This window comes from Arsukibacterium indicum (assembly GCF_019100565.1).
GTDB lineage: Bacteria > Pseudomonadota > Gammaproteobacteria > Enterobacterales > Alteromonadaceae > Alishewanella > Alishewanella indicum.
In genome coordinates this window covers 481,717-496,785 of the sequence record NZ_JAHRID010000003.1, presented here as the reverse complement: position 1 = coordinate 496,785, position 15,069 = coordinate 481,717, and the positions used below count along the sequence as shown (strand labels likewise).

At 51.6% G+C, this 15,069-nt stretch carries 9 protein-coding genes; 7 read left to right on the top strand and 2 right to left on the bottom strand.

The window, feature by feature from the left end; translation table 11 throughout:
- The first annotated feature begins 98 nt into the window (after positions 1–98).
- The 3 genes from KQY15_RS09475 to KQY15_RS09465 all read left to right on the top strand — a co-directional run bounded on the left by KQY15_RS09475 (position 99) and on the right by KQY15_RS09465 (position 7,487).
- A complete protein-coding gene (locus tag KQY15_RS09475) occupies positions 99–2,945 on the top strand; it encodes a TonB-dependent receptor (protein ID WP_217668939.1) in 2,847 nt (948 codons plus the stop codon).
- Between the two features lie 71 nt (positions 2,946–3,016).
- Positions 3,017–7,006, top strand: coding sequence for an alpha-1,6-glucosidase domain-containing protein (locus KQY15_RS09470; RefSeq protein ID WP_217668938.1), 3,990 nt, complete (start codon positions 3,017–3,019; stop codon positions 7,004–7,006).
- 139 nt (positions 7,007–7,145) lie between these two features.
- The gene (locus KQY15_RS09465) at positions 7,146–7,487 is read left to right on the top strand and encodes a hypothetical protein (RefSeq protein WP_217668937.1); all 342 of its coding nucleotides are present in this window, start codon (positions 7,146–7,148) and stop codon (positions 7,485–7,487) included.
- A gap of 31 nt (positions 7,488–7,518) precedes the next feature.
- Here the strand turns inward: KQY15_RS09465 and KQY15_RS09460 are convergent, their stop codons facing one another.
- Together KQY15_RS09460 and KQY15_RS09455 are read right to left on the bottom strand one after the other, a co-directional pair.
- The gene (locus KQY15_RS09460) at positions 7,519–9,249 is read right to left on the bottom strand and encodes an SGNH/GDSL hydrolase family protein (protein WP_217668936.1); all 1,731 of its coding nucleotides are present in this window, start codon (positions 9,247–9,249) and stop codon (positions 7,519–7,521) included.
- Positions 9,250–9,253: 4 nt separating this feature from the next.
- Positions 9,254–11,128, bottom strand: coding sequence for a tetratricopeptide repeat protein (locus KQY15_RS09455; RefSeq protein ID WP_217668935.1), 1,875 nt, complete (start codon positions 11,126–11,128; stop codon positions 9,254–9,256).
- 77 nt (positions 11,129–11,205) lie between these two features.
- Between KQY15_RS09455 and KQY15_RS09450 the strand changes: the two genes are divergently transcribed.
- From KQY15_RS09450 to KQY15_RS09435, 4 genes are all read left to right on the top strand, one after another.
- Entirely contained in the window at positions 11,206–13,044 is a 1,839-nt protein-coding gene (locus tag KQY15_RS09450) for a carbamoyltransferase family protein (RefSeq protein WP_217668934.1), read from the top strand.
- Positions 13,045–13,081: 37 nt separating this feature from the next.
- Positions 13,082–13,495, top strand: a complete 414-nt coding sequence (locus KQY15_RS09445) for an SxtJ family membrane protein (RefSeq protein ID WP_217668933.1) — start codon at positions 13,082–13,084, stop codon at positions 13,493–13,495.
- On the top strand, positions 13,495–13,647 hold the full coding sequence (locus tag KQY15_RS09440) for a DUF5989 family protein (RefSeq protein WP_213998125.1): 153 nt from the start codon (positions 13,495–13,497) through the stop codon (positions 13,645–13,647). The genes KQY15_RS09445 and KQY15_RS09440 overlap by 1 nt, the downstream gene beginning before the upstream one ends.
- A 125-nt stretch (positions 13,648–13,772) precedes the next feature.
- Positions 13,773–15,011 carry a DEAD/DEAH box helicase gene (locus KQY15_RS09435; RefSeq protein ID WP_217668932.1) on the top strand — a complete coding sequence of 413 codons (1,239 nt, stop codon included), beginning with the start codon at positions 13,773–13,775 and terminating at the stop codon, positions 15,009–15,011.
- The last annotated feature ends 58 nt before the right edge of the window (positions 15,012–15,069 follow it).

Below are 15,069 nucleotides of genomic sequence, written 5' to 3'. Positions count from 1 at the left end.
TTACAACAATTATGGCTGCATTATTTCGTGCCCGGGTCGGCTGAACCGTATCGCATGGAAAGCGCATCCAACAATAAAAACAAAACGGGGACGAAAGTATGAATAAGTTTAAGCTTAGTCTGCTTAGCCTTGCTGTTAGCACAGCAGGGCTAAGTTCGTTGGCGGCTGCTCAGCAACAGCCACCAGCGGAAGAACCGGTAGCCGCAGAGCAACAGGTTGAAGTAATACAGGTACGGGGCTTTGCCAGCAGCCTGTTTCGCTCACTGGATACCAAACGCTTTGGTGATGTGGTATCGGAAACCATCTCTGCCGATGATCTTGGCGCACTACCTGATGTATCGATAGCCGATGCATTAACCCGCTTACCTGGGATCTCTGCAGTACGAACCGGTGGCCAGGCTGCAGAAATTAACATTCGCGGTATGTCAGGTGGCTTTGTGTTTTCCACCTTAAACGGCCGCGAGCAGGTTTCTACCAGCGGTAAGCGCAATATTGAGTTTGACCAGTATCCGTCAGAACTGATTAACTCGGCTGCGGTATATAAATCGCCAAAAGCGTCACTGATTGAAGGTGGCGTAGCCGGCACCGTTGAGCTGAAAACCACCAGTGTGCTGCTGAACGAAAAAGACCACAGCTTTAACGTTAACCTGCGCGGGATGTTTAATGACCGGGCAGACGAAGTGCCAGATGGTCAGGATTTTGGCCACCGCTTCAGTTTCTCCTATCAGGGTAAGTTTCTGGATAACACCTTAGGCTTAGCCCTGGGTTATGCCCGGTTGTATCAGCCCAGTGTTGCCACCCAGTTTATTGGTCTGGCGTATAATGGCCAGAAAGATGTCACTGGCGATGAGCAGAACGAATTTATCAGCGAAGGCTTTGAAATTCAGCACTTGGGTGGTGAAGAAACCCGCAACGGTTATCTGGGCTCTATTGAATGGCAACCGCATGATGCCTTTAGTTTAAAAGCAGATGCCTTTATTTCTCAGTTTGATAAAGAGTCGTTTGCCCGCGGTTTCCGGGTTAAATTTGGTGGTGACGCAGCAGCTGTTGGTAATCCGGTATTAAACAACCGCTCGGTAATAGGCGGCACCTTTAACCGTACCTCGCAAAGCTTTACCCGGGTAGAAATTGTTAATGACGATAACCGTGACTATGACGAGGTAAAAAGTTTCGGTATTGCCGCCGACTGGGACATTAACGACCGTACCAACATGGTGTTTGACGTCTCACACTCAACCGCCAGCAGCGATTTCAGAAACGGTCTGTTGTGGGCGCTGGTGGCAGAAGATGCGACAGTGGCAAACCCGCAGTTTGATACCAATGTCTCTATTTCTTACCTGCTGAACGGCCTGGACCTGCCCAGTATTGGTTTTAACCAGGCTGATGCCTTCTCCGATATCGGTCGGGTAATGGTAAGTAAGTATGGTATTTACCCCTTTGTAAACAGCGATGAAGTCAGTGCGGTAAAACTGGACTTAAGCTATGACCTGGATTTGCCGATTGTCCGTTCGTTTGAAGTGGGCGTGCGATATTCAGAACGTACCTACAGCAATGATCGTTCAGTATTTGAATATGGCAGTGATGGCAGCTTTTTAAATTCGCAGCCGCCACTACAGCTAACTGCAGACATGGCAAAAGTAGTTGATTTTAAAGGCGACTTTGCTAACTACCCAAGCTATCTGGCGATTGACCTCGATAAGGCATTGGCCGCCTGGTTTCCGCAGGGTATACCGCAGCCGGTACAAACCTGGGGTGCCGGTAATGTCGGGGTGATTAACCGCGACCCAACTTCGAATGTCGATACCAGCTGGTCGGTACTGCAAAGCGGCGAAGTATATGAAGATGTACTTGCGGCTTATCTGATGGCAAATCTGGATACCGAAATTTTTGATTTGCCGCTGACCGGTAATGTCGGCGTACGCCGGGTAACCACGGATCAGTCGGCGACCGATTTAACCGATGTTGGCGGTGATCCGCTGCGCGGCGCCCAGAACATTACTGACGAAGCTGGCCTGGTGAATAACCAGTATGCACCGGGCATTCTGGGTGAGAAATACACCCACTACCTGCCAAGCATTAACTTAAATTTAAGCCTGACTGACAATACCCAGCTACGTTTTGCCGCGGCTAAAGTGATTTCACGGCCACCGATTAACCGGTTGGCGTCGAACACCTCGATTAATATCAGTGATGATGGTGAAATCAGCGGTTCAAGCTCTAACAGCCCGTTCCTGCGGCCGTTTGAAGCTAACCAATATGATTTATCTTATGAATACTATTTTGGCAGTGGCGCTGTTGTTGCTGCAGTGTTTTATAAAGATATTCAAAACTTTATAAATGATTTTACCATTCAGGAATTTGACTTTGCCGGTGCCGGTTTTGCGGTGCCGGATGTCATTATTAATGAAGACGGTGTACCACGTACTACCTTTAACGGCGCCTTTTCTACTGCAGTAAATAACGACCGGGGCGGCTATATCCGTGGCCTGGAGTTGGCATACACCCATGTGTTCGATTTCCTGCCGGATTTATGGTCGGGCCTGGGTGTCAGCGGCAGTTACTCTTATACCGAAAGTGAAGTAGAGCTGATTAACACCCTGGGTGGTGAAGCCATTACCACTACATTCGAAGGGCTGTCAAAAAATGTCTTTAACGGCACTCTGTTCTGGGAGCATGACGGCATAGAAGCCCGGGTTAATGCCCGCTACCGTTCGCCTTTTGTTTCAAGCCAGGTAGGTATTGATGAGCAGATTACCAACTTCGACAGCGAGTTAGTGGTTGATATGCAATTTGGTTACGAGTTTAACGACAACCTGAAGCTGCTATTCCAGGTAAATAACCTGACGGATGAGCCAACCAAAAGTTATTTTGGCCAGAAAGCTCAGACCGGTACCTTGCAGTTTTTTGGCAGACAATACTTTGTCGGCGCCGTGTACTCGTTTTAACCCAGCGTAACGCCATACTGCAGGCTTTGTCTGGTGTGGCGAGTAACAGAATAATCTGGAGTAACTGAATAATGTTTAACCCAACAATATTTAATATAAAAAGTCTGCTCAGACTGAGTACGCTTGCCGTTGGCGTAGGCGTTCTGGCTGCCTGTGGCGACTCAACCGAGCCCGGCGAAGTATTATTAACCTGTAATGTGCCGCAAATACCTAATGCCAATGGCAGTGCCTGTATTGATCCACCGCCGATTTCCTGCCCGACCGGCACTTTCCCTGATGCTAACAATGAAAGTTGTGTCAGTGGCCGCGACCCGAATGCGCCCGACCCGGTGGTATTTGCCGGCGAGAATCAGGCGGTTCTGTTTTATAACCGGCCGCAGGATGATGCATATGACGGTTACCGGTTGCATACCTGGAATAATGAAGCTTGTGATGCGTATCAGCCTTCGTCGATTGCCCGCTCCTGGGATAACGGCTTAGTTCATGACGGTGTTGACCCGAATTATGGCGCTTACTGGATCCTGAATTTAAAACCGGGCTACGCCGGCACACCAGAAGCCTGTGGTAATTTTATTATCCACATTGGCACTGATGACGCCGGTAAAGATCCTGGCCCTGATATGAAAATGCCGTTGTCGCAGGACGACCCGGATTTTGCCCGGATGAACTGGGTATTTTCTGGTGTTAACGGCGTGTTCGAGTTTCCGATTCTATCGCTGGGTGTCAGCATTCAGGGCGCTGCAGGTCATTGGTTAGATACCAATACCTTTATCTGGAACGCCAGCGCTGCGGATACCGCGCCGGTGGTTAAACTGTTTTATTCAGCAGATGCTGATCTGGCAGTGAATAACAATGACGAGCTGGAAGGCAGCAGCATTGAGCTGACGCCGGTTATGCTTAGCGACGAGCAAAAAGCGCTGGTGCCGCATATGGCTGACGCTGCAGCGTTTAGTATTGATTTAACCGCAGATGAAGCCAAAGCGATGGCTAAAAACCAGCTGGCACTGGCCGCTTACAACAGCGACGGTGAACTGGTGGCAGCCAGTTATGTGCAGGTAGCCAAAGTGCTGGATGCGCTGTATGCCAGTGGCGATAACAGTGCATTGAATGCGCAGTTAGGCGTGCATTATGCTGATGGCAACGTTACTGCTGCCGTGTGGGGCCCGACTGCCCGCAGCATGACCTTAAAAGTGTATAACAATGACAAAACCGTAGCGGCCAGCCACCCGATGAGCCTGGATGCGCAAACCGGCGTCTGGTCATACAGCGGTGCTGCAAGTGCGCTGGATCGCAAGTTCTACCGCTATGAAGTAACCGTTTATCATCCGTTAACCCGCGCAGTGGAAACCATTGAAAGCACCGACCCTTATTCAGTCAGTGTGTCGACCAATGGCCGCTACAGCCAGTTTGTTAACCTGGCTGACGCTGATTTAGCGCCAGAAGGTTGGAGCGAGCGCATCGTGCCGGTGGTGGCGAATCCGGAAGATATCGTGATTTACGAGGGCCATGTCCGTGATTTCAGTATTCGTGATAGCAGTATCAGTGCCGCTAACCGCGGTAAATATCTGGCATTTACTGAAATGGAATCGGCGCCGGTTCAGCACCTTAAAAAGCTGGCTGATAATGGCTTAACCCATTTTCATGTGCTGCCGCTTAACGATCAGGCCAATATTGAAGAGCGGGCTAACCGCCGGATCAATTTAACCGATACCGTAGCGCAGCTATGTGCATTAAATGCTGACGCGCCGGTGTGTGGTGTGGAAAGCGACAGCGCCACCCTGCAATCATTACTGGAAGGTTACCTGCCGTACAGTGATGATGCTCAGGCGCTGGTAGAGTCTATCCGCCGGATTGATGGCTTTAACTGGGGTTATGACCCGCATCACTTTATTGCGGTAGAAGGCAGCTATGCCTCTGATCCGGAAGGTGCAGTGCGGATTAAAGAAGTACGTGCCATGGTTAAAGCGTTAAATGATATTGGCCTGCGGGTAGCGCTGGACGTGGTGTATAACCATACCAGCAGCTCAGGCCTGTTTGATAACTCAGTATTCGATAAGCTGGTACCGGGTTACTACCACCGTTATAACGAAGTCAGTGGTGCAATTGAACGCTCAACCTGCTGTGAAAACACCGCAACCGAGCACAAAATGTTCGATAAGTTTATTAAAGACTCACTGGTTATTTTAGCCCGTGACTTTGGCTTTAATGATTTCCGCTTCGACATTATGGGCCACCATCCGAAAGACAACCTGCTGGCGGCGCGTGAAGCAGTGCGCGCTGTTGATGCCAACACGTACTTCTATGGTGAGGGCTGGAATTTTGGTGAAGTAGCCAACAACCGCTTATTTACTCAGGCCAAACAGCAGGATATGGCCGGTACTGAAGTGGGCACCTTTAATGACCGGATCCGGGAAGGGGTGCGTAGCGCCGCCATTTTCAGCGGGGTGAACAACGATGGTAACCTGGCCGAGCAGGATATTATCCGGATCAGCCTGGCTGGTACCTTAAAAGATTATGTCCTGAAAAATTACCGGGATATTACCGGCCCGGCTTCCAGTGCTAACTGGAATGGTCAGGCGGCAGGTTATGCAGAAGATCCGGCCGACATTATCAACTATGTGTCGAAACATGATAATGAAACCCTGTGGGATATTCTGCAGAGCCGCTTACCGCAGACATTAAGTGTGACCGAGCGGGTGCGGGCACAAAATATGGCCATTGCTATCCCGTTAATGAGCCAGGGTATTCCATTCCTGCAAATGGGTGGTGACTTCCTGCGCTCAAAATCAATGGACCGCGACAGCTATGACTCAGGCGACTGGTTCAACCTGGTTGATTTCACCATGCAAACCAACAACTGGGCTGTGGGCTTGCCAATTGCTGAGAAAAACCGGGATAACTGGGACAATATCGCCACATTATTCCTGAATCCGCAAACTCAGGTCAGCAGCAACGATATTATGTTTGCATCCAATGTGTTTGCTGAGTTTCTGGCGATTCGCAGTGGCAGCCCGTTATTCCGTTTAACCACTGGCCAGGACGTGCTGGACCGGGTAGGTTTCCACAATATCGGCAGCAACCAGACCCAGGGCGTTATTGTCATGTCGATTGACGATGGCACCGGCCTGACTGATTTAGACCCGATGCACGATGCCTTGGTGGTAATGATTAACGGCACCGCGCAGGAGCAATCTCATACCGTGCCTACCGCAGCCGGTTTTGACTTACACCCAATGCAACAGGCGTCTGTTGACACTAACGTTACTATGGCGAGCTTTACCGCGGGTACCGATGAAGGCACCTTTACCGTGCCAGCCTACAGCATGGCAGTATTTGTTAAAGCGCAAATGGGTGAACAAGGCCCCGGCCTGGCAGCCGATGCTACTCTGGGCGCGCCAGATATTCCGCCGTACCAGGCCACTACCGTGTTTGTGCGTGGCGGCATGAATGGCTGGGGTGAAGCTGATGCCTTTAATTACGATGGTGCCGGTATTTACAGTGCAACGCTGAATATTGATGCGGGAAGCTATGAGTTTAAAGTTGCCTCGGGCGACTGGGCTACCGTTAACCTGGGTGCTGGTGCTGCTGGCAATCAGGTAACAGTGGATACGCCGATTGTTATTGAGCCAAGCAATGACAACCTGCGGATAGATATTGCCAGTACCTCATCTTATGTCTTTACCTTAAACGCCAATAACCCGGCAGCGCCAACGCTGACAGTAAGTGAATATGTTCCTTACGGTTCAACAACGGTGTTCCTGCGAGGTGGTATGAATGGCTGGGGTGAGGCCGATGCCTTTGAATATGTAGGTTCAAACCTGTACAGCGTTGATATCAGTATCACAGCCGGCAATTATGAGTTTAAAGTTGCATCCAGTGACTGGGCTACAGTAAATATGGGCGCGGGGCCAGACGGCGCTGCAGTAACAGAGGGTACGCCGCTGCGTATTCAGGGTAGTAACGACAACCTGAATATGAACTTCGCCGAAGACGCGGTATATAACTTCCTGTTAGATGCCACGTTAACTGAAACGCCGGAATTGACGGTGACCAAGAAATAAACGGGTAACATTATGAAAAAAGCTGCAGCCAGTCTGCAGCTTTTTTTTTGCGGTTGCCAGATAGGCAAAAGCAATTGCTGCGGGCAGTGAGAAAGCTGGTCTATACTAATCCAGGTTTTACTACAGAAGGAGCAACTGAATGAAACAGGTGTTAGCTGGTGGGTTGGTAGCAGCATTACTGATAAGTAGTCCGCAACTGGTGGCGCAACAACAGCCCGGACAAAGTACCCATTGTCAGTCTGGCGAGTCGGTTCGGGTGGTTGAGGTGGTTTATCCGGAGGGTGGCGAGCTACCCTGTGAAGTACAATACACTAAAGAAGGCGCTACCAGCGTGTTATGGCAGGCAAATAACGAGGCTGGCTATTGTGAACAGCAGGCCGCTGACTTTGTTGAAAAACTCCGGGGCTGGGGTTTTGAGTGTGTGGCGATGCCGGCAGGCAGCAACACACCGGCTGAGGATAGCAGCACCGGTAACCGGTAAAGTAACCCTGGGTACCGGTTAAGCCAGGCCGTTACAACGCCAGCGTGCTTAGCAATTGTTGCGCCTGTTGCCTGCTATCTTGTTCGGCTACTGAGGTCGCTACCGGCGTTAGCATAACACGCTGCAAGTAGCCTTTCGCTTCGGCCTTGCGGCCGGCTTTTAGCAATATTTGCGCGGCCTGTAAATTGGCATTGGCGTCGTGGGGCAGTGCATCAGCAATGATTTTTAAGGTTTTTAGCAACATATCGCCATTGCCTTGCTGGTGATAATACTGGGCATTGCGGTTTTGCAGGCTTAGCCAGTCCAGTTTACCCTCAACATAAGCCTGACCCCATTGTTGTTGTGGTGTTTGCGCTACCGGAAACTGCACATTCACCGGTTCATCCCTAAACGGATAGTCGGCTTTAAGCTGTAAAATACGCAAATAGCCTGCATGCTCTTCTGCCGGGGTTATGGGCCGCTCCTGCCAGGCAATCTCTGACGGCACTGGCTTTTGCCAGCTACCAAGTGCCTGCTCCCTGCCCAGTGCCTTATAAAAACTGTCGGCCAGTAGAAAATAGCCCTGCACATTAGGATGCACATGCTCCAGTAACAGGCCCTTGCCGGGTATACCCTGGGGCGAATTGGCAGTAAAGGCGGCTGCGCTGTCAACCAGGGTAGCGTTGTAACGCTCGGCCAATTGCCTGATTTGCTGGTTAATGGCTTCAGGGGCCCGAAAACGCAGTAAGTCATGCTCTTTTGCCAGCAAAAATTGCTGTTTTGCCAATGTTGCCTTACCTTGCTGCAGAAAGTGCTGGCCTAGCTGATAATGCAGCTCAGCAGACCCAGCTGCCGTTGCCGCAGTGGTCAGGGCCTGCAGCAACTCTGCATAAGTGGCTGTATTCGGGCTGGTCTGCGCCAGTTGCGCCAGTTGTTGCCGGGTTGCAGCTGGCACCGGCTTGCTGTGAAAAGGCGGCTGGTCGGCTAAATTACTGACCAGGGTGCTGATATATACCGGTATGCCGGCGCGCTGATATTTAGCCAGCAGCCGGCTCAGATTGCTGTCAAACTGCTTCAGGCCAGCCTCAAATTGAGCTGAATCCAGCGCAATGTCCTTATCTCTAGCCACTTTAGCCATAAAAGTACGGCTGTTTTCTGCTGTAGTCTCAAGCATCGGGTTCATTTGCTGATACAGCTGTTCGATAAGCTGAAAGCTGTGCAGTTTTCTAAGGCTGATAAGCAGCCGGGTAACGGCCGGACTCTGGCTGGCCAGATAATTTGAACCTACGCCCAATAAACCCAGGTACTCGTTATGGCCGGCATAAATCAGCACCGCATCGGGTTTAACCGCAATTATTTCGTCGGCCAGATCCAGCAGGGTGTAGCTGTTGACAGCAGCCAGTGCGGTATTGACTACCTCTACCCGCTGCTCAGGGAAAGTACGGCTTAACCGTTGCTCCAGCATAGCGGCGAGTGATGCGCCGGCGCCGTAAGGGTAACCGGCGGCAGTTGAGCCACCTTGTACTACCAGCCTGATAGCATTATCTGGTTTTTCTGCCAGCAAAAAGGCCGGTTCCATTTTTACCGAAGGCAGCGCAGTATTATTGGCAAAGTAGCGTTTTACGATATCCGCTTCGGTAACCAGATAAGCCGGATTGGCCGGGTTAACTTTAAACAGCGGCCAGTTGTCACCGGTACCGGTTGCCCGTATTGCCAGTTCAGCCAGCACCAGTACCAGTAACGGTAAAATAAGGGCAATAGCCCGGAACAGCCATACTCGCATGCTGTTAGTCTCCTGTTGTCAGTTGCTGCTGCAATTGCCGTTGCTGACGAAGCGCCACCGGGTGATCAGGCTGGCGTGCCAGGATTTGCTCTACCTGCGCCAGCGCCTGGTGCAGCTGCTGCTGATAATAATAACTGCGTGCCAGCATCAGCCGGTAATCGGTGTTGTCAGGGGCGAGGGCCACCGCCTGGCGTTGATAACGGGCGGCCAATGCCAGTTGTTGACTGTCGAAGTACAGCTGGCCGGCAACAAACGCCAGATGGCTTTCAGTGGGCAATGCATCGGCCAGCAAGGCGGCTACTTTAGCAGCGTCGCTAATCCGACCCAGCTGCTGATACAGAGTAACCAGCCGCTGACTGGCCTCTAACCAGCTTAAACCGGTACTGCGGGCGCGGGCCAGCTCCTGGTATGGATTATTACTCTTGGCGAAGCTGACCTGCTCTGGCATTGACACAAAGGGATAATCGGCTTTTAGCTGGCGTACTTTAAAATCTGCCAGCGCCAGATCAACTTCGGTCAGCGGGATATCGGCCAGTGCCTGTTCTGTCGTATTCGCGCTATTAGCAGCAAGCCCCAGCTGTTGTTGCACGGCAGGTAAAAACGCTTCGGCCAGCCAGAAATAGCCCAGCTGATTCGGGTGCAGGTGCTCCAGCATCAGTTGGTTGTCAATAATGCCATCCGGGCTTTGCCCGCGCAGCAATGCTTCAGCATCAACCAGTTGCAGATTGTAGTCGTGGCTAAGCGTGGTCAGGGTGCTGTTAATAGCCAGCGGTGCCCGGAAGCGCAGCAAATCATGCTCACGCGCCAGCTGATAATGAGAAAGTGCCTGCTGTTTGTCGCCACGTTGCCGGTATAGGCCGGCCAGCTGAAAGTGCCAGGAGGCGACATCAGGGCTGGTTGCAAGTGCCTGCTGCAACCGCGATTCCGTAGGGTTAGCCAACGATAGTTCAGTTGAAGCAAAAGGCGGTTGATCGGCTTCATTGCTGGCAATAGTGCTTATTATTACCGGTACGCCGGCTGCCTGATATTTTGCCAGTAACAAGCGCATGTTGGCATCAAACTGTTTAATGCCGGCATTAAACAGGGCGCTGTCTTTGGCAATTTCTGTATGGCGGGCAATTTGCGCCATCATGGTCCGGTCTGGCTGCAATGCTGGTGAGTCACTGAAACTGGCATAAAAATGCTGCAGCGCCTGAAACAGCGCCAGTTTACGTAGCTTTAAATACAGCAGTTTAGTGCCGTGGCTGTATTGCCCGGCAAAAGCTGAACCTACCCCCATCACTCCTAAGTATTCGTTATGGCCGCCATATATCAATACCAGCTCGGGCTTAAGCGCAATGACTTCATCACTGATATCCAGCAGGGTGTAGGAATTAATTGCCGCCATGGCCAGGTTAATAACTTCAATATTCTGTTCGGGGTACAACCGTTTTAAGCGTTGTTGCAACATGGCCGCCGGCGCGCCCCAGCGGCCATAAGGAAAGCCAGCCGCAGACGATCCGCCGATAAACACGATACGTTGCTGGCCAGGACTTTTTTCGGCCAGAAAATACTGGGTGTCGGGGCTAACCTGCGGCGCCTGTTCCGGCGAAACGAAATAGCGGTTGATCAGCCCGGGATTAGCTTGCAGGTAGCCTGGCATGGTTGGTGCCGGTACCACTAACGGATAGCGCTGATACAGGCTGGTCTGGCGTAACACGAGTTCTGTCAGCAGTAACAGCAATACCGGGATAGTCAGCGCTATCAGGTAATACAGTATTTTTCGGTTGCCAGTGGCTTTGGTTGCTGCTGGTGGATTTACTGACATCAGGTTTGGGATTTCAGGCACAATAAAAATGACGGTACCTGATGTTGGGGTACTCAGCAAGTTTTGGCGCATTTGAACTACCGGCTGTTGTCAATTAAGGTTACTTTAGATAAGTGTTTTAGAATGGACGGTGCGGCAAAAGCCGGTTTATGCAATATATTCTGGGGATTTCCTGTTTTTACCATGACAGTGCGGCCTGTTTGCTGGTCGACGGAGTGATAGTGGCCGCTGCCCAGCAGGAACGGTTCAGCAGGATTAAACACGATGCGGCCTTTCCGGCCGATGCTATCCGTTATTGTCTGGCTGAAGCAGATATCTCGGTAACTGATCTGAGCGCTGTGGTGTTCTACGACAAGCCGCTGTTAAAGTTTGAACGGTTACTGGAAACCTATCTGGCCCACGTACCCCGGGGCTTTCGCTCTTTTCTGGCGGCGATGCCGGTCTGGCTGAAAGAAAAACTGTATTTAAAAACCGTGCTGCGCCGTGAGCTTCGCAACCTGGCCGGGCTGGATAGCAAAACAACATTGCCTAAATTGCTGTTTAGTCAGCATCATCAGGCTCATGCTGCATCAGCGTTTTACCCCAGCCCTTTTCAGCACGCTGCTGTTATTTGTCTGGATGGCGTCGGCGAGTGGGCTACTTCTACGATCTGGCATGGCAAGGACAGCAGCTTAACCCCGTTGTTTGAACTGCAGTTTCCGCATTCTCTGGGCTTATTGTATTCGGCCTTCACCTATTATTGCGGTTTTAAGGTTAATTCCGGTGAATACAAATTGATGGGGCTGGCGCCTTATGGTGAACCCCGCTTTGTTGAAACCATTTACCGCGAGCTGATTGATGTCAAGGCTGACGGCAGCTTTGCTCTTAATATGGCTTATTTCAATTATCCGGTTGGCTCCCGGATGACCAATCGCAAATTTGAACAGTTGTTTGGCGCGCCGCCGCTTAGCCCGGATGCAACGCCGGGCCAGCTGTATCTGGATTTAGCCAGCTCAGTGCAGCAGGTTACCGAAGAAGTGGTACTGAAAATTGCCCGGCATGCGCACCGGTTAACTGGCGAAGACAAGTTGTGCCTGGCCGGCGGGGTGGCGCTTAATTGTGTGGCCAATGGCCGTTTGCTGCGCGAGGGGCCCTTCACTGATATCTGGATCCAACCTGCAGCAGGCGACGCCGGCGGTGCCCTGGGGGCGGCGATGCTGGCCTGGCACCAGTATTATCAGCAACCGCGAATGGCAGATGAGCAGCAGGATCAAATGCAGGGCAGTTACCTGGGGCCGGCTTACTGCAATGAAGAGATATGTCAGTTGCTTGACAGTCAGCAAATACCTTATCAGCAATTGTCGGATGATATGCTGTATCACAGTACCGCCGGCCTGCTGGCAGCCGGTCAGGTGGTGGGGTGGTTTCAGGGGCGGATGGAGTTTGGTCCCAGAGCGCTGGGTAACCGCTCTATTCTGGGTGACGCCAGAAGTGCCACCATGCAAAGCATTCTTAATTTAAAAATTAAGCAGCGTGAGTCATTCCGGCCATTTGCACCGGCGGTTATGGCAGAGCATGCCAGTGAGTATTTTGACCTTAGTGCCGCCAGCCCTTACATGCTGCTGGTCGCAAAGGTCAATCCTGAATTGTGTATCAGTTTGCCGCCGGAAGCACGCGGTTTGGCGCAATTGGCGCAGCAACGCTCCAGCCTGCCGGCCATTACTCATATCGATTACAGCGCCCGGGTGCAAACAGTCAGTAAACAGGGAAACCCCGGGTTTTATCATTTGCTGCAAACTTTTCATGAGCTGACAGCAACGCCGATGTTAATTAATACCTCGTTTAATGTCCGCGGCGAGCCACCGGTTTGCAGTCCGGCTGACGCCCTCCAGGGGTTTCTGGCTACCGATATGGACTATCTGGTGCTCGGGAATTGCTTAATCAGCAAAACTGAACAGCAGCCGGCGAAGCTGGCCGCAGCAAGGTTGCGGAGTTTTACCGCCGATTAACGGCGTTGTATGCCGACAGGCATTTAAGGAAAGTAAGATGCAGTTACTGGTAAAAACGGACCGCGCGGGGTTGCGCACCTTTGGCTGGCAAATGGCGATTGCTGTGCCGCTGCTATTTTCATTATTGTTACCCTGGCTATTCGGCTGGCTTGCTGCAGGCCAGATACCAATGTGGCCGCTGCTGCTGTCAGCCGTTTTCTTACTGCTGGCGGGCCTGTGGCCAACTGGCTTATATTATCCGTACCGGGCGTGGATGGCCTTTGCCCGGGTCATGGCCTGGATTAACACGCGGCTGCTGCTGGGGCTGGTGTTTTACCTGATGTTATTACCGCTGGGCCTGGTGCTGCAGTTATTTGGTAAGTTGCAATATAAGCGTAAACCGACGGGCGACAGTTACTGGTTAGCGCCTGATAAAACCCCCACGGCTAAAAATTTAGAGGATCCGTTTTAATGCAGGAATTTTTAACTGACTTATGGGCTTTTTTACGGGTGCGTAAAAAAATCTGGTTGTTACCGATTATTCTGGTACTGGCGTTACTCGGCGCCCTGGTAGTGGTAAGCCAGCAATCGGCATTAGCGGGCTTTATTTATACTCTGTTCTGATTAATAGCGGAAACGCAGCATCATTGGCTAATCGCAGGCAAATGCTGTAAGCTGCACGCCCTTCAAAATGAGGGCCACTGCAGCTGCGGCAGATTTTTCTCGCAGCCTTTATTGCGGGAACACGCATGCAATTTACCGATTTAAATTTATCAAATGACATTTTAAAAGCTATCAGTGACAAGGGTTACACCACGCCATCGCCTATTCAGGCTCAGGCCATTCCGGCCGTACTGTCAGGTAAAGACTTAATGGCTGCCGCCCAGACCGGCACCGGCAAAACCGCGGGCTTTACTCTGCCATTGCTGCAAATGCTGAGTGAGGGCAGTAACCAGGGCCGTAAAGTGCAGGCTAACCAGGTGCGGGCACTTATTTTAACGCCAACCCGCGAACTGGCGGCACAAATTGCCGAAAGCGTAAAAGTGTATGGTAAGTACCTGCCGCTGCGCTCAGCTGTGGTATTTGGTGGCGTTAGCATTAACCCGCAGTTAATGGCCATGCGCAAAGGCGTGGATATTCTGATCGCCACCCCGGGCCGGCTGCTGGATTTATACCAGCAAAATGCGATGCGTTTTACCCAGCTGGAAGTGCTGGTACTGGATGAAGCTGACCGGATGCTGGATATGGGCTTTATCCGCGATATTAAAAAAATTCTGGCCCTGTTACCGGCTAAACGGCAGAACCTGTTGTTTTCAGCTACCTTTTCTAACGACATTCGCACTCTGGCTAAAGGCCTGTTGCATAACCCCGTTGAAGTAACAGTGACGCCGCCAAACAGCACGGTTGAGAAAATTGAACAGTGGGTGTACCCGGTTGATAAAAACCAGAAAGCCGCGGCGTTAATCTCGCTGGCCAGGCAGCATAACTGGCGCCAGGCGCTGGTATTTACCCGCACCAAACATGGCGCAAATAAGCTGAGTTTACAGCTGGAAAAAGCCGGCATCAGCGCCCTGGCTATTCATGGCAATAAAAGCCAGAACGCCCGTACTAAAGCACTGGCAGAATTTAAAGCCGGCACTATCCGGGTGTTGGTGGCTACCGATATTGCTGCCCGTGGCCTGGATATTGATATGCTGCCGCAGGTGGTTAACTTTGATTTACCCCATGTCGCCGAAGATTATGTCCATCGGATTGGTCGCACCGGCCGCGCTGGTCAGTCAGGCCAGGCGATATCGCTGGTATGTGCTGATGAAAGTAAAGAGCTGGCTGGCATTGAACGCTTAACCAAACAGCAGATCCCACGCCAGGTAATCGCCGGTTTTGAGCCGGTACAGCAACTGCCTGAAAGTAACCCGAACAGCAAACCTTACCGGCCAAAAAAGCCGAAAACTGAACATCGGGATGGCCGTCGCTCGCCCCGCAGTTAAGCGCTGACCCTGCAAACCCGCCCTGACTGCAAGGAGATAAAAGTTGAGGTGGGTTATT

Coding starts and splice junctions, on each gene's coding strand:
- KQY15_RS09465 (WP_217668937.1), top strand. CDS start 7,146: ATGAAACAGGTGTTAGCTGGTGGGTTGGTAGCAGCATTACTGATAAGT.
- KQY15_RS09440 (WP_213998125.1), top strand. CDS start 13,495: ATGCAGGAATTTTTAACTGACTTATGGGCTTTTTTACGGGTGCGTAAA.
- KQY15_RS09445 (WP_217668933.1), top strand. CDS start 13,082: ATGCAGTTACTGGTAAAAACGGACCGCGCGGGGTTGCGCACCTTTGGC.
- KQY15_RS09475 (WP_217668939.1), top strand. CDS start 99: ATGAATAAGTTTAAGCTTAGTCTGCTTAGCCTTGCTGTTAGCACAGCA.
- KQY15_RS09435 (WP_217668932.1), top strand. CDS start 13,773: ATGCAATTTACCGATTTAAATTTATCAAATGACATTTTAAAAGCTATC.
- KQY15_RS09450 (WP_217668934.1), top strand. CDS start 11,206: ATGCAATATATTCTGGGGATTTCCTGTTTTTACCATGACAGTGCGGCC.
- KQY15_RS09455 (WP_217668935.1), bottom strand. CDS start 11,128: ATGCGCCAAAACTTGCTGAGTACCCCAACATCAGGTACCGTCATTTTT.
- KQY15_RS09460 (WP_217668936.1), bottom strand. CDS start 9,249: ATGCGAGTATGGCTGTTCCGGGCTATTGCCCTTATTTTACCGTTACTG.
- KQY15_RS09470 (WP_217668938.1), top strand. CDS start 3,017: ATGTTTAACCCAACAATATTTAATATAAAAAGTCTGCTCAGACTGAGT.